The 21,378-nt window shown below is 70.9% G+C and carries 15 protein-coding genes and 2 pseudogenes; 11 read left to right on the top strand and 6 right to left on the bottom strand.

Annotated features, from left to right (window positions below):
• Positions 1 to 87: 87 nt before the first annotated feature.
• Positions 88 to 642 (bottom strand): annotated as a pseudogene (locus ACGFZK_RS21530) (ATP-binding cassette domain-containing protein); the annotation flags it as partial.
• Positions 643 to 897: 255 nt separating this feature from the next.
• On the opposite strand from ACGFZK_RS21530, the gene ACGFZK_RS21525 reads away from it, so the two are divergent.
• Positions 898 to 2,262, top strand: coding sequence for an NAD(P)/FAD-dependent oxidoreductase (locus ACGFZK_RS21525; RefSeq protein ID WP_393850483.1), 1,365 nt, complete (start codon positions 898 to 900; stop codon positions 2,260 to 2,262).
• Positions 2,263 to 2,848: 586 nt separating this feature from the next.
• Here ACGFZK_RS21525 and ACGFZK_RS21520 read toward each other — a convergent pair.
• Positions 2,849 to 3,376 carry a 2'-5' RNA ligase family protein gene (locus ACGFZK_RS21520; RefSeq protein WP_393850482.1) on the bottom strand — a complete coding sequence of 176 codons (528 nt, stop codon included), beginning with the start codon at positions 3,374 to 3,376 and terminating at the stop codon, positions 2,849 to 2,851.
• 322 nt (positions 3,377 to 3,698) lie between these two features.
• On the opposite strand from ACGFZK_RS21520, the gene ACGFZK_RS21515 reads away from it, so the two are divergent.
• The 3 genes and pseudogenes from ACGFZK_RS21515 to ACGFZK_RS21505 form a co-directional block, all read left to right on the top strand.
• Positions 3,699 to 4,103, top strand: coding sequence for an SgcJ/EcaC family oxidoreductase (locus ACGFZK_RS21515; protein WP_393850481.1), 405 nt, complete (start codon positions 3,699 to 3,701; stop codon positions 4,101 to 4,103).
• Positions 4,104 to 5,162: 1,059 nt separating this feature from the next.
• Positions 5,163 to 6,278 (top strand): AI-2E family transporter, encoded by a 1,116-nt coding sequence (locus ACGFZK_RS21510; RefSeq protein WP_393850480.1) that lies wholly within the window; start codon positions 5,163 to 5,165, stop codon positions 6,276 to 6,278.
• Between the two features lie 343 nt (positions 6,279 to 6,621).
• Positions 6,622 to 7,335, top strand: a pseudogene (locus ACGFZK_RS21505) (MFS transporter); the annotation flags it as partial.
• A 767-nt stretch (positions 7,336 to 8,102) separates the two neighbouring features.
• Here the strand turns inward: ACGFZK_RS21505 and ACGFZK_RS21500 are convergent.
• Positions 8,103 to 9,044: a LysR family transcriptional regulator gene (locus ACGFZK_RS21500; protein WP_393850479.1), complete on the bottom strand. Its 942-nt coding sequence runs from the start codon at positions 9,042 to 9,044 to the stop codon at positions 8,103 to 8,105.
• 120 nt (positions 9,045 to 9,164) lie between these two features.
• Between ACGFZK_RS21500 and ACGFZK_RS21495 the strand changes: the two genes are divergently transcribed.
• The 3 genes from ACGFZK_RS21495 to ACGFZK_RS21485 all read left to right on the top strand — a co-directional run bounded on the left by ACGFZK_RS21495 (position 9,165) and on the right by ACGFZK_RS21485 (position 12,735).
• Entirely contained in the window at positions 9,165 to 9,977 is an 813-nt protein-coding gene (locus ACGFZK_RS21495) for an inositol monophosphatase family protein (protein ID WP_393850478.1), read from the top strand.
• A gap of 48 nt (positions 9,978 to 10,025) precedes the next feature.
• A complete protein-coding gene (locus tag ACGFZK_RS21490; protein WP_393850477.1) occupies positions 10,026 to 10,673 on the top strand; it encodes an NADPH-dependent F420 reductase in 648 nt (215 codons plus the stop codon).
• A gap of 832 nt (positions 10,674 to 11,505) precedes the next feature.
• Positions 11,506 to 12,735, top strand: coding sequence for a serine hydrolase domain-containing protein (locus tag ACGFZK_RS21485; RefSeq protein WP_393850476.1), 1,230 nt, complete (start codon positions 11,506 to 11,508; stop codon positions 12,733 to 12,735).
• 312 nt (positions 12,736 to 13,047) lie between these two features.
• Here ACGFZK_RS21485 and ACGFZK_RS21480 read toward each other — a convergent pair whose 3' ends face one another.
• The 3 genes from ACGFZK_RS21480 to ACGFZK_RS21470 all read right to left on the bottom strand — a co-directional run bounded on the left by ACGFZK_RS21480 (position 13,048) and on the right by ACGFZK_RS21470 (position 18,517).
• Positions 13,048 to 13,989 (bottom strand): FHA domain-containing protein, encoded by a 942-nt coding sequence (locus ACGFZK_RS21480; RefSeq protein ID WP_393850475.1) that lies wholly within the window; start codon positions 13,987 to 13,989, stop codon positions 13,048 to 13,050.
• Between the two features lie 191 nt (positions 13,990 to 14,180).
• Positions 14,181 to 15,032, bottom strand: coding sequence for a peptidoglycan-binding protein (locus tag ACGFZK_RS21475; RefSeq protein ID WP_393850474.1), 852 nt, complete (start codon positions 15,030 to 15,032; stop codon positions 14,181 to 14,183).
• 2,957 nt (positions 15,033 to 17,989) lie between these two features.
• Positions 17,990 to 18,517: a hypothetical protein gene (locus ACGFZK_RS21470; protein ID WP_393850473.1), complete on the bottom strand. Its 528-nt coding sequence runs from the start codon at positions 18,515 to 18,517 to the stop codon at positions 17,990 to 17,992.
• 339 nt (positions 18,518 to 18,856) lie between these two features.
• Here ACGFZK_RS21470 and ACGFZK_RS21465 point away from each other — a divergent pair, with 339 nt between their 5' ends.
• From ACGFZK_RS21465 to ACGFZK_RS21450, 4 genes are all read left to right on the top strand, one after another.
• Positions 18,857 to 19,102 carry a GNAT family N-acetyltransferase gene (locus ACGFZK_RS21465; protein WP_393850472.1) on the top strand — a complete coding sequence of 82 codons (246 nt, stop codon included), beginning with the start codon at positions 18,857 to 18,859 and terminating at the stop codon, positions 19,100 to 19,102.
• A 6-nt stretch (positions 19,103 to 19,108) separates the two neighbouring features.
• A complete protein-coding gene (locus ACGFZK_RS21460; RefSeq protein ID WP_393850517.1) occupies positions 19,109 to 19,333 on the top strand; it encodes a GNAT family N-acetyltransferase in 225 nt (74 codons plus the stop codon).
• Positions 19,334 to 19,753: 420 nt separating this feature from the next.
• Positions 19,754 to 19,987 carry a hypothetical protein gene (locus ACGFZK_RS21455; protein WP_393850471.1) on the top strand — a complete coding sequence of 78 codons (234 nt, stop codon included), beginning with the start codon at positions 19,754 to 19,756 and terminating at the stop codon, positions 19,985 to 19,987.
• Positions 19,988 to 20,197: 210 nt separating this feature from the next.
• Positions 20,198 to 20,491: a hypothetical protein gene (locus tag ACGFZK_RS21450; RefSeq protein ID WP_393850470.1), complete on the top strand. Its 294-nt coding sequence runs from the start codon at positions 20,198 to 20,200 to the stop codon at positions 20,489 to 20,491.
• Positions 20,492 to 21,378: the final 887 nt, after the last annotated feature.

Below are 21,378 nucleotides of genomic sequence, written 5' to 3'. Positions count from 1 at the left end.
TTCGATAGGCGTTCGCGGAAAACATTTTCCGTTCCGGCCATCTGCCGGCCATCCGACTCCCGCGCCCCGGGGCGGGCTCGGCGCGGTTCAGGGCCTCCTTCGGCCGTCGCGCCGTTCCAGGCGCTCGCCCGGGAAGCGCCGGCGAAAGCCGCGGTCGTGCGAGACCGCGACCACCGCTCCCGGGTACGCGGCGAGCGCCGCCTCCAGGTCCTCGACGAGGTCGAGCGCGATGTGGTTGGTCGGCTCGTCGAGTACGAGAAGGTCCGCGGGCCGGGCCACCAGGGTGGTGATCTGCAGCCGCCGCTGCTGTCCCGCAGACAGCGCCGCGACCGGGACGTCCAGGTCCTCCTCGCGGAACAGCCCCAGCGCCGACAGCCGTTCGGTGTACTCCTCCGGCAGCCCGGACCGCCCGGGCCGCCCGGCCGTGAAAGCCGCGAGCAGCGGGAGCCGGGTGGAGCGCGCGGATAGTTCCTGCGCCAGGTACCCGATGCGAACGGGCCGGCGTACCGCTCCGGTGTCCGGTGCGAGGTCGCCCGCCATGACGCGCAGCAGCGTCGTCTTGCCGGCCCCGTTCTCCCCGATGACGGCGGCCTTCTCACCCGGCCGGGCGGTGAAGGAGATCAGGAATCGGTGTCGTCGACCTCCGAGAACGCGCGGGTACGTGCGATTCAGACCTGTCCCTGCTCGCCGTCGCCGAGCAAGCGGCTTCCCCGCGCTTGAATGCGAGACCCTGATGGGCACTCCCGTGCCTCGGGGCGGGGACATCCGGGGCCGTTCGGGACCGTTCGGTGGCCGTCCAGGCCCTTTGGAGCCGTCCGTCCCGCTTTTTGCGTGCAGGGAACGGCCTTCCGGGGAAGACGTGCCGGGGACCCGTACACCCGAGAAGGGACGGACACCATGGCACGACCGAAGATCGTGGTCGTCGGCGCGGGCTTCGCCGGCGTCGCCTGCGTACGCCGCCTGGAGCGGACGCTGCCACCCGGGGAGGCGGAGATCCTGCTGGTCACTCCGTTCTCCTACCAGCTCTACCTGCCCCTGCTGCCGCAGGTGGCCTCCGGTGTGCTCACCCCCCAGTCCGTGGCGGTGTCGCTGCGCCGCAGCCGCCGCCACCGGACCCAGATCGTGCCCGGCGGGGCCGTGGGCGTAGACACCCGGGCCAAGGTCTGTGTCATCCGGAAGATCACCGGGGAGCTGGTGGACCAGCCCTACGACCACCTGGTGCTCGCCCCCGGGAGCGTGACCCGCACCTTCGACATCCCGGGCCTGGCGGAGCACGGCCGCGGTATGAAGACGCTGGCCGAGGCGGCCCACCTGCGAGACCACGTGATCGCCCAGCTCGACCTGGCCGACGCCGCCGCCCCGGGCTCGGCGGAACGGGCCTCACGGCTCGGCTTCGTCGTGGTGGGCGGCGGCTACGCGGGCACCGAGACGGCCGCCTCCCTGGAGCGGCTCACCACGAACGCCGTCAGCCGCTACCCCCGGCTGGACCGGCGCGAGATCAGCTGGCACCTCGTGGACGTGGCCCCGAAGCTGATGCCCGAGCTCGGCGACCGGCTGGGCCGGGCAGCCCTCGACGTGCTGCGCCGGCGCGGCATCGAGGTCTCGCTCGGCGCCTCCGTCGCCAAGGCGGGCCCCGAGGACGTCACCCTCACCGACGGGCGCGTGCTGCCCTGCCGCACCCTCATCTGGACGGCCGGCGTCGCCGCGAGCCCGCTCATCGCCACGCTCGGCGCCGAGACCGCGAAGAGCGGCCGGCTCGTCGTCGCTCCGGACCTGCGGGTGCCGGGGGCGGACGGCGCGTTCGCGCTCGGTGACGCGGCCGCCGTGCCCGATCTTGCCGGCGGCGGGGACGGTGCGGTGTGCCCGCCCACCGCGCAGCACGCCGAGCGCCAGGGCAGGGTCGCCGCCGACAACGTCGTCGCCACGCTGCGGGGCACGCCGCTGCGTCCGTACGCCCACAAGGACCTCGGACTGGTCGTGGACCTCGGCGGCCGCGACGGCGTCTCCCGACCGCTCGGCATCGACCTGCGCGGGATGCCCGCCCAGGCCGTGGCCCGCGGCTACCACTGGGCAGCGCTGCGCACCGGGGCCGCGAAGACCCGGGTGATGACGAACTGGCTCCTGAACGCCGTGGCGGGCGACGACTTCGTCCGGACCGGCTTCCAGACGTACAAGCCGGGGACGCTGCGCGACTTCGAGTACACGGACCACTACCTCACCCCGGAGGAGGTACGGGCCCGCACGGCGGCCGACGGAGGCTGACCGTTCCGCCGAGCGAGATCGCCATCAGCAGGAGTCGGACCCACCAAGACCGGCGGTTCCCGCAGCCCGATCCGTTCGCATGGTGGAGCCGGTGGCCCTGGGCAGCGTGGGTACGGGCGTGGCGTGGGCGCTGGGAATCGTGGCGGCGGTGGGCATGTTCGCCGCCGGCACCCGCGTCCGCGACTGACGCCAGCCCCTACAGGCGGGCGGCTGTTCCAGAATTCTGGAACAGCCGCCCGACCCCGCTACCGGGCCCGGCCCACGCCCAGCTCGCCGAGCCGCCTCTGCACACCGCAGGTCCGGCGGGGGCCGAGTGCCGGAGCCGAGGGGCGCCGTGCCGTACCTGGGGCGGTGCCGGGCCGACGCTGTGGCCGGTTGCGCACGGGCGCGTCCGGCCGTCCGGGCGGGGGGGCTGGGCGCAGGTGATGAGGCCCTCGAACCGCTTCTGCGTCTCCTCATCGGACAGGGCGCCGCCGATGGCGTGCCACCGGGTAGGCGCAGTTCCACTGGCTTTCGAGACGTGGTCAGCTGTGGGGTGCCGGCCTCTGGCTGTGGTCGTGGCAGCCAGGGGACTGTCGGGCGGTGTTCACCGTCCGTCAGGGCCGCCGAGCGGCGCGGTGAACCGCGGACGCCAGCCTTCCTCCGTCAGCACCACCACCTGGACCGCGGCCGCACGGGTGCGCAGAGGCAGCAGGCTGCCGACCGCAGCGCGGACATGGGCGGAGGCTGTCGGGTCGTCCGCGCCCATGGCGACCGTGACATGGGCGGCGGGCCGCGCCCCGAAGCGGCCTCTGTACGGGCGCAACCGGGGCCACGTGGCGCGGAACGCATCAACGATCGGCTGGAGTTCCGGAACGGTGACGCCGACGAAGCCGGACGCCGTCACGAGCTCCTCCAAGAGCAGATCAGCTGCCGGAAAACTCGCCGCCAGGGAACGCACGCCCTTCTCGTCCTGACCCGTCAGCGCCGAGTCCGGCACGAACGGGTAGAGGAGCGAGACATGCGCCGGCACCCCATGACGCACAAGAGCCGGGTCGATACGCCACGCCGCATCGAGGAGGGGGGCGGCATCGGGCAGAAGAATGACGACGGCAGTGGTCCCTGGCTCTGGCACTCCATCATCATCGCAGGCCGGGTACGGGACCGACACGGTCAGACTGGGGTTGCGGGGCGGTTGGGGGTCTGGCCCACGCTGCGTGACGTGGTATCACGGAGCGGCAGGCCGGAAGCACGCGCGCCCGCCCGTCTGGCGAGCTGTGCGCCGTCTCGGACTTGTCCTGCCGATCACGCAAATGTCTCGTGCCCGGCTCGTCGTCCTGGGCTCAGGTCTCCTGGGCAGCTTGTGCCGGAACCGCGCCGAATGTCCGGTCATCCTCACATCACCGTGTGATCACACGCTTGACCTCAATCACGCTTGAGGTGTGACGGTGATCCACATGACCACGGAATCCACATCCCGCGCAGCAGACGTCGAAGCGATCAGCCGGCTCGTCGCCACCGTCGAGCACTCCCAGCAGAACAAGGACCCCGAGGAGTTCCTCGGCCTCTTCCACCCGCACGCGATCTGGACGACTGCCCACGGCAAGGTCCTCATCGGCCTCGACGCGATCTCGGAGTTCACCCGCAAGGTCCTCCCCGCGGCGAGCTGGGACGGCGAGGTCACCTACGAGGTCGTCCACGTGCTCTTCATCCGCCCCGATGTCGCGGCGGTCAAGGTCCGTCAGCGTTACCTCGCCCCAGGCGAGGAGAGCGAAGGTGCCCCGCTGTACGTGATCTCGAAGCAAGCCGACGGTCGCTGGCTGCTGACCGCCTGCCAGAACACGGGGGTCGTCGCCCACTAGCTTGCCCTCGATCACGTTCGGAGCCGGACCGTGAGGGCTGCCGCAGTGGCGGTGCCGAGGTGGACGTAACGGCGCTTGCCGTAGCAGGTGGCCAGCGCCCGGCGCTGCTTCGACCGATTGACAGCCCGTTCGATGAGTTGCGGTGCTTGTACCGCTCCCCGTCGAAGCCGGGCGGCCGCCCGCCGCGTGAGCCATTTCCCAAGCGGGCGGCCTGGCTGTCGGTCTTCTCCGGGATCGTGTGCCGGATGCCCCGGTGCCGCAGGTACTCGCGCCACGGTCCGTTGCTGTAGGCCTTGTCGGCCGCGAAGCTGTCCGGCTTCCTGCGGGTGGCCTGCCCGGCCCGAGCTTCGGGAGGCGGTCTTCTCCAGCACCGGCTTGAACTGCATGCGGTCTGCCCGCTGGCCGGTGTGACGATCAGGGACAGCGGGCGGCAGCGGTCGTCCGCGCTGAGGAGGAGTTTGGTGGTGAAGCCGCCGCGCGAGCGGCCCGGGCCCTCCTTCCGCACCACCTCCACCAGGCGGACCAGTCGATCTCACCCGCATCGTCCGCCCCGGCCTGGAACTGCGCGGCTGCGTGAGCATGCCCCTGCACGTCGATCTCACCCGGATCCTGGAAACCGCCGAACGCTCCGGCCACCACGATCCCGCCCCCGACGCCCTCGGGGTCCGTCCCGATCGCCGCCGTCGGCCGCCACCGCGCCGGAACTCCTCGAACAGCCCGTCTACGGTGGCCCCTACGCCCGGGCCGTAGTCGCCCGGTCCGTGCCCGGGCAACGATGGCCCGACGTGCCGGGATGCGGCAGAAGGGCCCGCCGAAGAAGGGCCCGCCGAGCGCGCCCGGAGCGTCGCCCTGGACAAAGACACCCTCGGCGAGCACGACGCGGGCCTCGGGAGTCCCTGCGGCACTGACAGAGGATCCGGACGCCCTGGCACACTTCGGCTCGATGCCGGCCGACTACGAGTGGGGAGTTCCAGCGGAGGGCCGAAAACGTGCCCAGCCCCGCCGTTGACCAGGCCGAGCCCTGCCCCAGCGCGAACGGAGTGTGACTAGGGTGACGCCATGTCTGTCATTCTGAGCTCCACGAAGGCCGCTGCCGCACTCCGTACGGCGGCGCGGTTTTCCGCCGAACTGCTGGTGGTCCTGGTCATGGCGGCGGCGACCCTGTGGGTTCTGAGCCGGATGTGGTCGGTCGTCTGGCCGCTCATAGTCGCCCTGTTCCTCACCACCCTGACCTGGCCCCTGGCCGCATTCCTGCGTCGGCGCGGGTGGCGGCCCGCTCTTGCCGCCTCCGTGGTGACCGTGCTGTCCCTCCTGGTGGCCGCGGGCATCGTGGCGCTGATCGCCGTGCCCGTGGCCTCCCAGTCGGGCGAACTGGTCGACGGCGTGTCCGAGGGCATCCAACGACTGCGCGAGTGGGCGGCCGGGCCGCCGCTGAACATCGGCGACGACCAGATCACCGGCGCCTCCGACGCCGCGATGGACCGCCTCCAGAACAGCGTCGGCAGCGCGGTCTCCACCGTCGTCACGGGGGTGAGTACCATCTTCAACGGCCTGGTCACCGCCGTCCTGGCGCTCTTCCTGATGTTCTTCTTCCTCAAGGACGGCCCCCGCTTCCTGCCGTGGCTCACCCGCCAGCTCCCCGGCCGGTTCGCCACCGACATCCCGGTCGTGGCCGCGCGCGGCTGGCAGACCCTGGGTTCGTTCGTCCGGTCCCAGGCCTTCGTCGGCCTCCTCGACGCCGTGTTCATCGGCCTGGGCCTGTGGATCGTGGGCGTACCCCTGGTTCTGCCGCTGGCAGTTCTGACCTTCGTCTCCGCGTTCGTGCCGATCGTGGGCGCCCTGTTCGCCGGTCTGGTGGCGGTGCTCATCGCGCTGGTGTCGAACGGCCTGACGGACGCGCTGATCGTGCTGGCGATCATCGTCGCGGTGCAGCAGCTCGAAGGGAACGTGTTCCAGCCCATGATCCAGAGCCGCAGTCTCGGTCTCCACGCGGCGGTGGTCCTGCTGGCGGTCACGCTGGGCGGCAGCCTGGCCGGCGTCGTGGGCAGCCTGCTGGCCGTACCGGCGGCCGCACTCATCGCCGTCGTCTGGAACTATCTGCGCGACCAGCTCAGCGAACCACCGCACGAGCCGGAGGCCGGCGAACGGCTTCCCACGGCGCCCGCCCCGTCGTAGGACCGCGCTGCGGCGCCGCCGCCCTGATGCTGCTCGTGCCCGCCTGTGCGGCCTGGAGCCGGGGCTGCGCCGGAAACAGGCCCTCAAGCCGAAAACCGGCCTGGCATGTTCGGGCGCGCCACCACCCGGTGGCGTCCCGCGTTGCCGGGTATCCGGCGCCGGCCGGGATGCCCCCGTGTGTGGGGGCGTGGCAGATGGCATACAGGCGGCCGTTGGGGGTGGTGAGGGCGGGGGCGGCGCCTGCGTGGGTACGCCAGGTCGTGCAGTCCTTGACGCCCCCATGCCGATCCCGCTCCTACGGATACCTGGCCCGCTCTCTCGGCCCCCATGCGCAGCCGGACGTCCTCGGCCCGTACCGGAGGCCCGCGAGTCGCTGCTTCGGCAGGCGCGGGCCGGGGCCTCGTACGTCTTCCGGGACCGGTTGCTGCTCGGGCTCGCGCTCCGTCCGGCGGTCGGGAACGTCGCCTTCCTCGCCGTGGAGACCGTCCTCGCCCTCTTCGCGCACGACCGTCTCGGCATCGGCAGCTTCGGCTACGGCCTGCTCCTCACGGCGGAGGCCACCGGCGGCCTGCTCGGCGCGGGCATCGCCTCCTTCCTCGGCCGGCAACTCGGCACCGGCACCGCGCTGATCTGCACGGCGATGGTCGAGGGACTTGCCATCCTGGGCCTTGCCGCCGCCCCGAATCCGTACGTGGCCGGGCTCGCGCTCGCCGTCTGCGGGGCGGGCATGGGCACGACGATGGTGCTCGGGCCCTCCCTCCGGCAGGCGATCGTCCCGGCCCACCTGATGGGCCGGGTCGCCTCCACCTCCCGCATGCTCGCCATGTGCGCCGCCCCGTTCGGTGCCTTCCTCGGCGGCTGGCTGGCTACCACGTACGACGTACGCACCCCGCTCTACGTCGCCGCCGGCCTCCTTCTCACCATGACCGCCGTGACGGCGAACATGACCGGCAACCGCCGGGTCGAGGCGGCGCTGCGGAGCGCTGCCTCGACCGGCGGTCCAGGTCACCCGCAATCCGAGGACCCCGTTCGGAAGGGTGCACCCGAATTGACTTGATCCCTTGGGTGATCTGGCCGCGTGCCGCAGCGGGCCGGGCGACCTTGGTCGCGCGGCAGCCCCCGACCCTGCCCTCGCTTTTACTCGGGTCGAGGTTGGTGTCGAGCATGGCGTGGCCGGTGCCGGCGCGCAGGAGGTCGGCGGCGATGGGCGTGGTGCGGGATTCGGTCAGGGCCTTCATCTCGGCCGGCCCGGCGTCGGGCCCGGTGTCCTCGTCGCAGGCACCGCGGATGTTGGGACGGTCGGCGTGGAACCGCGGGACGACGTCGGGGTCCTGGTCCGGCACCGGCAGGGGCCCGAGTGCCGCGCAGCCGGTGCGGGTGAGGCGGTCGCCGCAGTGGCCGCACCCGCCGGTACGCGGCGGTACGCGGCGGGAAGCCCGAGGAGGCTTCGGGCCGGTTGATCTCCGCGCGGTTCTCGTCGCAGCCACCTGCTCCTCGGAAACGGGTGAGCCGAAGCTCGCTCGCTTCAAGCTCCTGGGCAAGCGGGTACTGCCTGCCTCCCGACCTCACTGTCAGGGGCCGGCGCGACGGTCCCCGGACGGCCACGCGCGGAGAGACATGGGCACCTGGGGCATCGGCCCCTTCGACAACGACACGGACCCCGGCATCCGCCTTCGCGACGTCCTGGCCGGCCCCTCCGATCCCGTCACAAGACGAAGCCCTCGTCGAGGCCCAACCGGTCACCCACGGCCACGGCCACAGAGGGTGAGTCAGAGCCCGAGAACGGGAGTCGGTCCGCCACGGGCCTTCCCCCGTGCTTCAGCGTCACTGCACCGTCCGGTTGGTGAGGGGCTGAGAGGCGGTCGGTGGTGCGAACAGTGCCCGGACGGTTTCGGCGGCCATTTCGCGCAGCCAGGTGTGGGCGCGATCGTTGTCGTAGCGCTGGTGCCACAGCAGGTACAGGGGCACGTCGGGCAGCGGGAGCGGCGGTGGCAGTGTGGCCAGGCCGAGTTGTTCCCGGGCGGCGCGGGTGACCGCGTCGGGGAGGGTGACGACCAGGTCGGTGCCGAGCGCGAGTTGCAGAGCCAAGGCGGCGGTGGGCCCGGCGGCGGCGACGCGTCGTTCGAGGCCGCGTGTGGTCAGGGCGTCGTCGATCGGGTCGCGCAGGCTTCCGCGCCGCGAAACGGTGAGGTGTTCGGCGGCCGCGTAGCGCTCGAGGGTCAGCGGGCCTTCGGTGAGCGGGTGGCCCGGGCGGACGGCGACGACCAGCCGGTCTCTGCCGACGAGGCGGTGGCGGATGTCGGGGAGCGCCGGAGCGCTGGAGCTCGATTCGAGGTCGACCTCACCCCGGCGCAGCTCGGGGGTGTCCGTCCCGGGTTCGGCGGGCAGGCGCAGCCGGACGCCGGGGGCCTGGCGGTGGACGGCGGTGATCAGGGCGGTGCCGCAAGCGGCGGTGAGGGCGTCGTGCCAGCGCACGGTGAACACCCGGTCCAGAGACGCCAGGTCGAGTTCCTGCTGCGCGGAAAGAAGCTGGTGGGCCTGCTGCACGAGGGCGTGGACCTGGGTGCGCATGGCCAGCGCGCGGGTGGTGGGGACCATGCTGCGGCCGTTGCGGACCAGGATCTGGTCACCGGTGGCCTTGCGGATGCGGCCCAGGGAGCGGCTCATCGCCGGTGCGGTGACATGGAGACGGTCCGCCGCGCCGGCGACACTGCCCTCTTCCAGGAGGGCGTCCAGGGCGGTGAGCAGGTTCAGATCCAGTTGCATGAGAGTAACTCTACGAGTGAATAGCATGCACTTGTTGTTAATCCACTGGCGGCCTAACTTCGAGGTGTGGGTGCGGAACGAGCCGCCCCGCCGCACGAACCGAACCCAGGGAAGCCCGCCATGAGCAAAGTCATGCCTTTCGACGCCGACACGACGCTCCTGTCCGACGTGACCACCGCGGTGAAGACCGCCGGCCTCACGCTGCTCCACCGCTACACCTCGCACGCCCGCGGCGTGAGCCTCGGTGAGGTCGTCGACGAGATCCACGCCAACGACGACGCGGTGCTGGATGTGTTGCGGGAACCGCTGCTGCGGGCCCGGCGAGGATCGCAATGGGCCGAGGACGAGCTGGCCGGCGGCGCGCTCCCGCCCGGGGAGTGGTGGGTCGTCGACCCCGCCGAGGGCAACATCAACCACGTCCACGGCATGCCGGACTGGGCCGTCACCGCCACCCTCGTCCGCGACAACCAGCCGGTACTCACCGTCGTCCACCTGCCGCTGACCGACGACACCTATACCGCAGTGGCCGGCGGAGGTGCCCGCCTCAACGACCGACCGCTGAAGGTGTCCGCCAAGACCGAAATGGGCGCTGCACTCATCGGCACCGGCCAAGCCAGGCCCGGCGAGGACGAGCGCACCTTCCGGCGGATCGGTGACTCCGTCACCGCCATGCTCATCAACGGACTCGTCGTGCGCGTGTCCGTTCCCGCCACGATGCAGCTCATCCACGTCGCCGCCGGACGCATGGACGCCTTCTGGCAGTTCTCCGACGTCCGCTCCGGCCTGGTCGCCGGCGCACTGCTGGTCTCCGAGGCCGGAGGCACCGTCACCGATCTGGCGGGCGAACCCTGGAACACCGGCAGCCGCGACTTCCTGGCCGCCGCCCCCGGCATCCACGCCACAGCCCTCAAGGTCCTCTCGCCGATCGCCTGACCGGGCACCCCCGCTCTTCCCACCCGATACCGCAAGGAGCACCACCTCATGACCAGCATCGGCATCCTGGGCGCCGGCCGCGTCGGCACCAATCTCGCCCGCAAGCTCTCCGCCACCGGGCACCATGTCACCCTCGGCCGCCGGAGCCCGAGGGAAGAGACCGCGGCGGCCGCCGAAGGCACAGCCCCCGGCGTCTCCTTCGCCGACCAGCGCACCACTGCCCGCACCGCGGACATCGTGATCAACGCGACGCCCGGCGACAGCGCCCTGGACCGCCTCACCGACCTGCGCACCGAGCTCGCCGGCAAGCTCCTCATCGACGTCTCCAACGCCACCCGCGACGCCGGAGACGGCCTGCCCGGCGACCTGTGCTATCCCGGCAGCAGTCTCGCTGAGAAGCTCCAGGCCGCCCTCCCCGACACCCATGTGGTCAAGACCCTCAACACCATGCTGTTCATGGTCATGACCGCCCCCGAAACCCTGGCCACCCCACCGACCGTCTATGTCTCGGGCAACGACGAACAGGCGAAGAAGACCGTCACCAGCCTGCTCGGCGACCTGGGCTGGCAGCCCGAACGGATCGAGGATCTCGGCGACATCAGCACAGCCCGCGCCACCGAGGCGATGATCCTGGTCGTGCCCCACATCCTGCGCCGCCACGGCTTCACGCCCTTCGCCGTCTCCCTCGCCCGCTGACCACCACCACGCCAACACCGGGTTCAGACCGCAGCCAGCCGGCGGGCCCGTACGAGGCCGCTCGGCGCCGGTCCAGCAACGGGGCGAGGAACGACCGAGCGCAGGGGCGGTCGTCGCGACGGCACGGATGAGCGTGCCGGTCCAGCCGGCAGATCCGGCCGCCGGGGCCCGCTCGCGGCCACGCTGCCCCGGCCGCCGACGGAGGCGTACTCGCTCAGGGGGAGAGCATCCTTGCTGCGGCTGCGGCCGCGCCTGGCCTCGCCGGGCATGTCCAGGCCGTGAAGTCCAAGGCAGCCACCGGCTGCCTTGGACGCCGCCCCCGACGCCCCGGCCTGCGGCATCAACCTGCAGCGGAGCCGCCGAAGCTGATCGCGTCGGTCAACAAGAAGGTCCGGGGTGCGTACGTACGGGCCCTGCACGTCTGCGCGCCCGGCCCGCTCGCGGCGGAGCGGAGGATGCCCGGCGCAGGGGGGACTGCTGAGCAGCCGGCCGGGGATATGCCCGCCCCGACGAGGCCTGCCCTCCGGTCTCCACCGGTACGAGCGGGGTGCGGCCTTCCTGGTGGTCTGCCCTGCAGTCCAGGCCATGGGACGGCGGACGTGGTCGACAGTCTCACCAACCGGGTGCCGGGTGGCTGCAACACGCGTGTCGAGGCGCCCGCTTACCCTCAGGTCCAGCTGATCCTCGACATCGAGGCCGTTTCCTACGGATCCCTGATGTGGGGGCAGGGTCTGATCAGGGTCCGGGCAGGGCGATCCCCGACGAACCGGGCAGGTTTGGGCGGACAGACTCACCTGTACTTGATCATCACGTTCCCAATGGAGTTTCCCCTATGCGCCGTTCCTCGGCCCTGTCACTGACCGCCGCCCTCGCGTTCGGTGTGATCGCCCCCGCGCAGGCCGCCACCGCTGCCTCCACGCCCGCCGGCAACCTCGACCGTGCCGCCCTGCGCGAGGCGATTACCGTGCGCCCGGACGACGGTGCCGCCGGTGTCGTGGCCGATGTGCACAAGAACGGGCAGAGGTGGCGCGGTACGTCCGGGGACATCAGCACCGGCAAGCCCATCAGCCCCGATGCGCACTTCCGTATCGGCAGCATCAGCAAGCCCATGGAGGCGGTGATTCTCCTCCAGCTGTCCGCCGAGGGCCGCGTCGATCTGGACCAGAGCGTCCAGCACTACCTGCCCGGGCTGTTGCCGGAGACCCGGTTCGCGGAGCCGATCAGCGTCCGGCAGCTGCTCAACCACACCAGTGGCCTGCCCCAGGACTTCGAGGGCTCTCCGGCCACCCCCGCGGACGAGGCGATCGAGCGTCGCCACGAGTACCTCTCCTTCGACGAGGTCATCGAGCAGACGCTCCGCCCCGTGGGCAGGCCGGCTCCAGGTCCGCGCTTTCGCCCCGGTACCCGGCAGGAGTACAACTCCTTCGGCTACCGCGTGGCAGGCAAGCTCATCGAAGAGATCACCAAGCACCCGTACCAGTACGAGGTGACTACCCGCATCCTGAAGCCGCTGAAGATGAGGGAAACCAGGGCTGCCGTGCCGGGCCGCAGTACGCCCGTGCCTGCGCCCTACCTGCCCGGCTACATGGCCAGGAGCAACGGCGAGCTGGTCGATGTCAACGTACAGGGCGGGCTGCCCGCCAGCATGACCTCCACCACGGGTGACCTGGACCGCTTCATCTCCGGCCTGTTCGACGGCCGGCTGCTGCGTCCGGCGCAGGCCGCGGAGCTGTTCGCCGTGCCGAAGGGCACCGACGGCAAGCCGCTGCCCTATGCCAACGGGTCCAACTGCAACACCGGTCCCGCGAAGGGCACGGCATGCTTCAGCGTCGGCCTGATGTATGTGCCGCTGCCCGACGGCTCGGTCCTGTGGGGCAAGACGGGCTCCGATCCGGGATACCGGAGCGGCGTCTTCGCCTCCCCGGACCTCAACCGGCGCGCGGTATACGCGATCGGCACGTCATCGTCCCTCGGCAACGGGGCCGAAGCAGTGGCCCAACGCTTGGCCCTCGCCGCCTTCGGGAACCAGGGAAGCCCCAGCCTGCCCGGACAACACCCCTAAGGGCTGGCCCGCAATCCCCGGCGGGCGCACAACGACAGCTACGGCACCTCGCTGCGTGGTCGGAACGCCCGAATAGGCACAGTATGAGGACGCTCCTCCGCCTTGCGATGCACCGCATCTGACGCCGTGCGCTGATCCACCGGGATTACGGGACAGCCCTTAGGCAGCGCGGGCCAGGCAAGAGCCGAAAGAGCAGCTCACGGCGCCCGAGGTGAAGAAGTGGCTGCGGGCCACCGGTGCTGCTCTGCAGCGCGCACCGCCTCCCTGACGTCCGCGAACTACCCGTGTCCGACCGCCAAGCTCGCCTCCGGCCTAACGGCGACGGACGGTGATCGTGGTCCAGGCGCCGACGTGGACTTGGTCGCCGTCGTCGAGCGGGATCGGGACGTACGGCTGGATCGGTTCCTCAGAGCCATTGATGGTGGTGCCGTTGGTGGAGTTCTGGTCCATCACCGCCCAGGTTCCGTCGGACCGCTGGACGAGCATCGCCTGCTGGTGGGAGACGCCCGGATCTTCGGGCGGCACCGAGAGGTCGATGTCCGGGGACTCGCCGGAGGATGCGCGGCGCCGGCCGATGGTGATCTGGCCGCCGGAGAGCGCGAGGTACTGCTCGGGGGAGTGCTCGGGCAGACTCAACCCGGCCCCCTCGGGGCCAGTGTGCTGCATCATCGCCATGAAGTACGAGCGGTCGAGGCCGACCGTCGCGCTCCAGTCACCGCCGCCGTGCGACGAGACCTGGTTCGGGGGCGCGTAGTACTGATGAGGATGCTGCTGCGAGGGGTACTCGTAGTACTGGTGCTGCGCGTGCGACTGCTGATCGGGCCCGGACGGCAGCAGCCAGTGGTCCTCGCGCGGGAGTGGGTCGGCCGGCCGGTTGCCCGGGGTGGGCCACGAGCCCTGAGCGGCGAAGTGGTCCTGCGAGAAGGTCGGCGGGGGCGGCGCAGTGCCCACCCTCCGGGTGCCCGCAGCGCTGTCCGTTTCCGGCGCGAGCGGGGTGTACGAAGCCGACGCTGGCGTCGGAAAGCTGTACCGGCACACCTCGCAGAACGGGAGGGTGGCCTCGCGCGTGGTCCGGCACTGCGGGCACAGCTCCGCCTGCGCGGTCCACTCACCGGCCGCGGGAGGGTAGCCGTAGCCGTAGCCGTAGCCGTAGGAAGGCGCCGCAGTGGTGTTCGCGGCGGCCGCCATGGGGTAGCCGCAGAACTCGCACCAGCCTTCGGAGGCGGACTGGTGCCCGTTCGGGCAGGTCGACATGGCGATACTTCCCCGTTCTCCTTGTGTCATCGTGGCAGGTCTTCTCGGGCTTCTTACTCGGACGGAATACGGCGAACGGGTTCAAGGGGCATCTCGCCGACCCGGCAGCGCGCTTGAGGAGGCCCTCGCGGCGCGGCTTGCTTGACTCGACGGTCTCGGCCGTGCGTTCGGGACGATCCGTACCTGGGCTCCTATCCTTCCAGTGCTCGACGGGTCGCCGGCCCGTAGTTGCCCCGACCGTCCTCGTCGATGCCCCGGTCGACCTGGAACTTCGACACCGCCTGTTTCACGTACCAGTCGAATCGGCCGTTGATCTTTCCCTTGTACAGGCCGCCCTTCGCGGCCAGCAGCCGCTGCAGCTTCTCCACCTCCGAGCCCGAGTCCCCGTACCGCAGGGTCGGTACCTGCGCAGGTGGCGGCGGCTTGAGGACGGGGGAATGGCTCGCGCTCGGTGAAGCAGAGGGGAGCGCCGAGCGGGAGGGATCGGGGGAGGTGGACCGGGACGGGGACGCCGAAGCGGACGCGCTCGCTGACGGAGAGCGCGAAGCCGAAGGTGAAGGGCGGGACCCTTTGGCGGAGGGTGTCGGGGAGGCCCCGGGCTTGACCGTGGTCACTGCGGGAGCCGACGGTACGGCATCCGGGAGCATGACGAAGTCGACGGAGGAGGAGCCCGGTGCCGTCCACAGCATGGCCGTCCCACCGACCGCGGTTACCGCGGCGGCGGCAAACAGGAGCGGCGCCAGCCTCCGGGAAGTCCGGTCGGTCCGTTCCTCGGAGCCGCGGCCCGCCCCCGCCGCGTCCGCGGTCCACCCGACCGTTCCCGGGGCGGGCTCCCGGGATACCGACTGGAGCTCCACCGTGTGGGCGGCGTGCAGGACGGGCGCCGGGGCTTCCGGCCACAGCACGTGTTCCGGCGGTACGTGCATCCCGTACGCCGGGGTGTCGCCCGGGGGCAGCGTCACCGCGCCCAGTACCGGCGACTCGAACGCAGGGGCGTCCGGCTCGCCGGGGTCGGGCAACGCGACGTACGGACGTATGCGCATGGGGTCGAAACCCCGAAGCGGCGCACACCCGCAGCCGGCGCCGACAGCGCCACAATCCGGACAGCTTCTCCCAGTCACTGAAATCCTTCCTTGGGCCGTTGCCGGCCACGTGTGCAAGCCGTTGCCCGCACTTCACCCGTCCCCGCATCTCTTCTGCGGGATCCCTGTATGTCCCTTGCTCGGCACGCGTTCCAGTACGCCGCCCAGCTGGCCGCGATCCCGTGGTCCGTCCGGAGCGCGACCGGGTACAACTCCGCTGCCTTCGCCGTCTGCCGGCGGTGGAGCGCTGCCCGGCGATCCGAGGAGTCATCCCTCGCCGTTCCAGTGCTACGAGTGCCCCGCCCTGCGCCTGGTCGCCTTCGCCTTCGCACGGGCGTGACCGGTGATGACCAGGCCGGCTGTGAGCAGTGCTCCGCCGAAGGCGGGGAGGAGCGCCAGGGGTCCTGACGCGCCGGGCTGTGCCAGGGGTCCGCCGGCCGCGTCGGCCCCGGCTCTGCCCGAAGCCCCGGGCAATGTCGCGGCCGACGCAGTTGAGCCGGATGCCGCAGTCGCCCCGGAGGCCTGCGTCGACACGGACGGGGATGCCGTGGGCGGAGCCGGCGGAAGTGATGTCGCGCCCTTCGAGGGCGCGGGTGCGGCCGGTGCGGATGCGGCCGGTGCGGATACGGACGGTGCGGGTGCGGGCCGGGCCGAGCCCGGGGAGAGGGAGGTGATGCTGATGTCGTCGTAGTAGATCACCACCGTGGGCGTCCCACCCGCCGCGTGTCCCTTCGTCCCCTTCCATCTCGGCCGGTACAGACCGATCTTGTGAAACGGGGCGGTGTCCTGGACGGACCACTGGCTCCACTGCCCGAACCGCGCCGGACCGAGATCGTGTCCCACGACCGCCGCGGTGCCTGCGCCTTCGCTTCGCTCGCGGGGCCACTGGGCTGCACCGCCGGAGTCGAACCCGCCCGCGAACGGGACGGGTGTGGTCGACTTCGCGACGGCGGTCCCGGGGGAGGCGGCTCCCAGCGCCACCACTGCGGCCAGGGCCACGCCGGCTACACGCCGACGCCTGTGACAGTGGAACATGAACCATCCTCGTGGCAAGGAGACACTCTGCTTCGGCTCGCCGCGGCGGAGCGGTCGTCCGGTGACCGCCGGCATGGGGCGGCCACCGGACTGGGCCGGTAGGGGTCCGGCCGGTCAAGGGGCGATCCGACGGCGCGTTCGCCGCGACGGGCGTAGGCCGCCCGTCGGCTCTGTGGCGGGTCGAAGTACTCGTAGGCCAACCGTGAAATCGGCCAATAACCAACAGATTTCAACGGGCGTGCTCTATGAAACCTCTGTCAGGGGAAGATCGTCAACCCGGCTGGGTTGGCTGAGATCAGCCTGTGATGTTCTGTCTGCGCACCGTGCGAGGCGGTACTGGTGAAGGATCCTGTGGCTGATTCACGATGCCCGGCGTCCCGGCCGAAGCCCGAAGGCGGTGCGTGTTCGAACAAAATTCAACGCACCTTCCCACATGGACGCGGTAAGGAGGAGAAGGGGCGTGAGTGCGCGACGCGCCCGCCGGGGCTCTGGTCCGGGGCGCGGGCGTTGCCCACGGGGACCTCGCCCGCACCCACCGCGGGTGCCTTGATCTCGAGGGGCTCCGCGTCGTTGCGCGGGAGTACCCCCGGTGCCAGGCCGCGGGGCGACGTGGTGATGGGCCTCGTGGAGAGAGGAAATCTTCCAGCGCGCCCTTGAGGCGGCGACCGTCTGGGCGGTCTCCTGTCAGGTGCTCGGGGTCACGGACGGCATCCATGACGCGCCCTCACACGACGGCGTACGGACCGAGCCCGGCCGACCGCCTCCTCCCGCGCCGCCCGGCCTTGCACGGTCGGCTGACACCTGCCGCCACGTCGCAGCTGCTCCTCGGTGGCCTGCTCCTCTGCCATCGTTGCAAGGATGCCGAGTTGGCGGCCCCTCCAGCGCTCGGCCGGGGCACCGGCCTGGTCCTGAGTCTTCTTCAGAGGCGTCCGGGCAGGGCGTCGGCCGTCACCGACGACGGTCTCACGCGTGTCGTAGCAGTGCATCTGCGCGGCATTGACGATCTTCGAGTCCATCGTGCAGACCACGCCATGCGCCGGACGGGGTCGAACAGCGGGCACAAGAGACACATCGTCGTGAACGTGACGCCGACCGACGCCGCTGCCTGCCCGATGGTGAGCCCGTCTGGCATGGGCTCAACGTGCCCCCACATCGTCGGCGGCTGTGATCGTGTGAGCCGCGTCGAGGAGCGGGCCGAGGGTGGCCTGGAGTGAGCGGGACTCGGGTTGCGATCTCGGCGGTGCTGCCGGCCGGCGGCCACCTCCGTTTCGAGGCCGGGGAAACCTGCGATCGGTCCCGGCAGCCCATGGCCGCGATAGAGGTCGACCTTGACCTTGGGTCAGGGGTGCATGGTCAGTGCAAGGTCAGCGCATGGCCGCCCGCGAAGGGGGATCTGTTCCTCCTCCACTGCCTTCGCCGCGCCCGCTGCGGCGATCTTGGCGAACGCCAATCTCGTTCCGGAGGGTGTCGAGATCACCAGCGTCGACGCGGTCGTCTTCGCCCACCCCACCCGCAGCGTCATCCGCTGCGCCCAAGCCCAGGGCCGCGCCCTGTGCCTGGACGTTTCCGGGAAGACCGCCTCCCTGATCGTCCCCGTCTACCGGCCGCCGGGCGCCGACCGGCCCCGAAGACATCCTCGGCACCGCGCACGAACCGGTCCCGGGCGATCACCACAACCCTGGCGAGCCACGGCCACCGCATCGTGGGACAGCTACCGGACAAGGCCAACGGACAAGGCCAGCGGACAAGGCCAACGGACTCCCCAAGGAGACGAACGCGCTGGCTGCCGAGCGGGCCCGGGGGAGGGGCCCGTCCGAAGGGCTGCGAGCAGCCCCGTAACGGATGGCGGTCTGCGAACCAGATGCCGGGCGCGGCGTCACGCCCTACGGGCAGAGCCGGCCAGGCGTCGGGTTGCAGTCGTCGCCAGGATCCACGGGGCCGCCCGGCCGGAAATTGGACCACCACAGTGGGGTGGAGCCGGAATAGACCACCAGGTTGCCGCCGTTCTGGATCGCCAAATACGCACCCCAGTGATGGTCGGTGGCACTGTTCCATAGCGGGCGCATCGCCGCGTCGTAGGAGACGAGGTTCCCGTCGGCCTGCATGTAGAAAGTGTTGCCGTAGCCGTAACTGCCGACGGCCGTCCAGATGGCGACGTTGTCGCGGTAGAGCACGACGTGGCCGTCGTACTGCTGGATCAGCATGGTTCGGCGGTCGGGCGAATACCAGGCCTCGCCCCGGTTCAGGCCGGTCGTGCCCGTGATGACGGTCTCGGTGTCACTGCCCAGGGCGGCCGAGGTGACAGCCGGCGTGGCGGGCGAGGCCTGCGCCGCCGTGGCGCCGAGCCCGGCCGGGATCAGGGCGAGAAGAGCGGCGGCCAGTAAGACGGGGCGGATGCGTACTCGGTTCATGCGGACTCCGTGCGGTGTGATCCGAATGGACGCCCGCAGCCTCGCAGTGGAATCCCGCCCTCAGCAGGAGGAATTCGGCCGTTGGGCCGCGGGATGAGCGATGCGCCGCGGTAGTCGCACTGACCAGCTGCGCCAAGCACCCGCCTCGACCGAGTGCGAGCCGACGAGGCGTACGCCTCCCGCAAGAACCGCGCCTACCTGCGTAAACGGGGACAACCCGCTACGGGAAACTTGCCGTTCGCTACGAAGCCACCCTCCTCGTCGCAGCCGTCAACGAATGGCTGTGACCGGCACGGAAATCAGTTGGCCCCACCGCGGTGCGACCGGGAAACTCGCCACATGACCACGGACTTCACCGTGCGCCCGGCCCGACCCGCCGATGCGGGCCGCTTGGCCGAACTGCGCTGGACGTTCAAGCAAGAGGACCATGAAGGGCGGCCACCGGCTCCGGCGCGGCCCCTGGGAGAGGCAGAACACTGGATCCGCGACCGTCTCACGGATGGCCACTGGCTGGCCTGGGTCGCGGAGGTCGAAGGCGAAATCTGCGGTCACGTCTTCCTCTGTCTGGTGGATCGGATGCCGTAGCCCTACCTGGACAACAACCCGGTCGGCTACGTCACGAACTTCTTCGTCCTGCCGTCACAACGGAACAAGGGAGCCGGCTCGGCGCTCCTTGAGGCGCTGAAGCAGCATTCACACAGCGCTGACCTCGAGGGCTTGATCGTCTGGCCGTCAGAGCGCAGCACCCCGCTCTATCAGGGCTTCGGCTTCCAGTCCCCAGAGGAACTGTTGGAACTACCACTCGGCACCTGTTGAGATCCACTTCCAGTACACGCCTTGGGCCCGGACTCTCGGCCCCGACAATGCACTGGAGGTTATGGTCGGTAAGCGCCAGGACCTGGCCCTGCACGAGGAGACGGTGCGGAACCTCGAGACAGGTGAGACGGTCGCACAGCGCGGCGTGCACCGCTCCGGACGGGTGTGGAGCGAGCAGGCGTTACGGGTCATCGCCGGCAGGGGCGAGGCGCTGGTGACCGCGTGCGGGCCAGGAGCGGAGGCCCGCTGGCCCGACCTGCATGCCGACGCCCGCGCCGACGGCGACCGGTCGGTGCGCACCGACGCGTTCGAGGCGATGGCGGTGGCGGTGGCGACGGGGGAGCGGGAGCTCGCGGACAGTCGGCGGCAGAGACCGAGCTGCTGCTCTGGAAGCCTCCGAGCGCATGGTTCGGCCCATCCATGCCTCCTTCGTCCCCGACGCGGCACTTCCAGCGCCTCACCGTCCGCACGGCCGCAGGTTTCGGCGCCTTCGACCCGACCGTCGACCTGGTCATCGGCCCTGACCTCAGCCGGCACCAGTGGGCGAGCTTGGACGAGTACGCGCGGCTATGGCGGCTCGACATGCTCACCGAGGCCGAGCACCAGGCCGTCGACGCCGGCCGAGCCCGCCGCCACACGACGTCCCCGTCCTGACGCGTCGCCCGCGCCCTGGGCCCGCTCATCCTCATGGCCCCCGCGAACCCACTCGGAATCGTGTGTCAGGCAGGTCTTCTGACAGGCAATCGGCGCGTCGCCGGGCGCGGCCTCCCCGCTGTTCCCGTGCGCTGGCGCTAGCATCGCTGGCGCAGTGGAGTACGCGCCACGCCAATGGCGGGGTGCACCCCTAGCGGATGAGGTGGTGTGGTGGCCGTTCGGGACAAGAGCGAGGTCATCGGGCGCAACGGCCTGGTGGTACTGCACGTGGCGGTCGGCCACAAAGCCTCGGTTGAGATCCGTGAACCGCGCGACGTACTCACCCTCACGCGAAAGGTGAACGGGGTGTCCATCCAGGTGGTCGAGGACCCGAACTTCACCACGCTCAAGACTGCCCAGACTCTCCCGTGGGGAGCGATCCGCGCTCAGGGACCCGAAGGGGTCCAGGTCCGCTACCGGATCCGCACCCGCGGGGACGTGACGGGGAACCCCGAATTCGACTGACCGCCGGGGTGAGCCTTCCCGGCGAAGCCGAAGTGTGGGAGTCAGCCGGGTGGGGGACGTGATCGACCCGGTCGGCGACGGCCGGGATGGTGGCCTGCCTCGTCCGCTGGTGCCGGTGAGGGTACTTCGCCCCTGCCGTTCCGTTCTGCCGAGACGCAGCGCAGAACATATGGTGCGGGGGCGGTCCCCGGTCGACCAGCTCCTCGCCCTCGGCGACGTCTTCCTCCACCTGCGCCTGGCCGGTTCGCCCGGGAACACTGCCGGCCCCGAACCTCAGCGCATCGGACGCGGCCCGGCTCGCCGAAGCGCAAGAGGGTGACGTGGCCTCCGAGTCGGGAGCCGGCGGCGCAGCGAGGGCCAACGACGAGTGGGACCTGGTGGCCTTCCGCTGTGCGTGGCCCTGTTCGTAGTCACGAAGACGCCGACCGTCTGCTCCGGCAGCAGCGCTATGGCAGCCCAGGATCGAGACGATGGGAAGACCAGCGTATGCGGGCATGGTCCTGATCTCTGCTGTCGCGGCGTACCGTCGAGTTCGGGCATCGGCACGTGCCGGTGTCGTCATCGTCGGACGCCAACGGGGACCTCCCCCAGCACGATGTGCAGGACGTGTCCTCGCGGCACGCGGGACACTCCGGTTCGTGTGATCCTCCTGACCGACTCGGAGGCTGGAGAGGAGGAATCTACGGAATGCAAGCCCGCCCGGGAGAACGTTGCGGCTGCGCACGAGGGCGGCGGCCCCGGCGACGGACATTACTCTCAACGCGTTCACGGATCCGGGGACGACCACCTCAACAGGGTTAGTGTGCAAGGTTGTTGGTGCGCCGCCGCGCATATCACCGCATCGGACACCGGGCCCGTCCGCGCAGTTGCTTCAGTCGGTCGGCCCG

This window comes from Streptomyces sp. NPDC048257, from assembly GCF_043201855.1.
Classification (GTDB): domain Bacteria; phylum Actinomycetota; class Actinomycetes; order Streptomycetales; family Streptomycetaceae; genus Streptomyces.
Note: the sequence above shows the minus strand (reverse complement) of the source record. Positions and strands in the feature narration are given on the sequence as shown.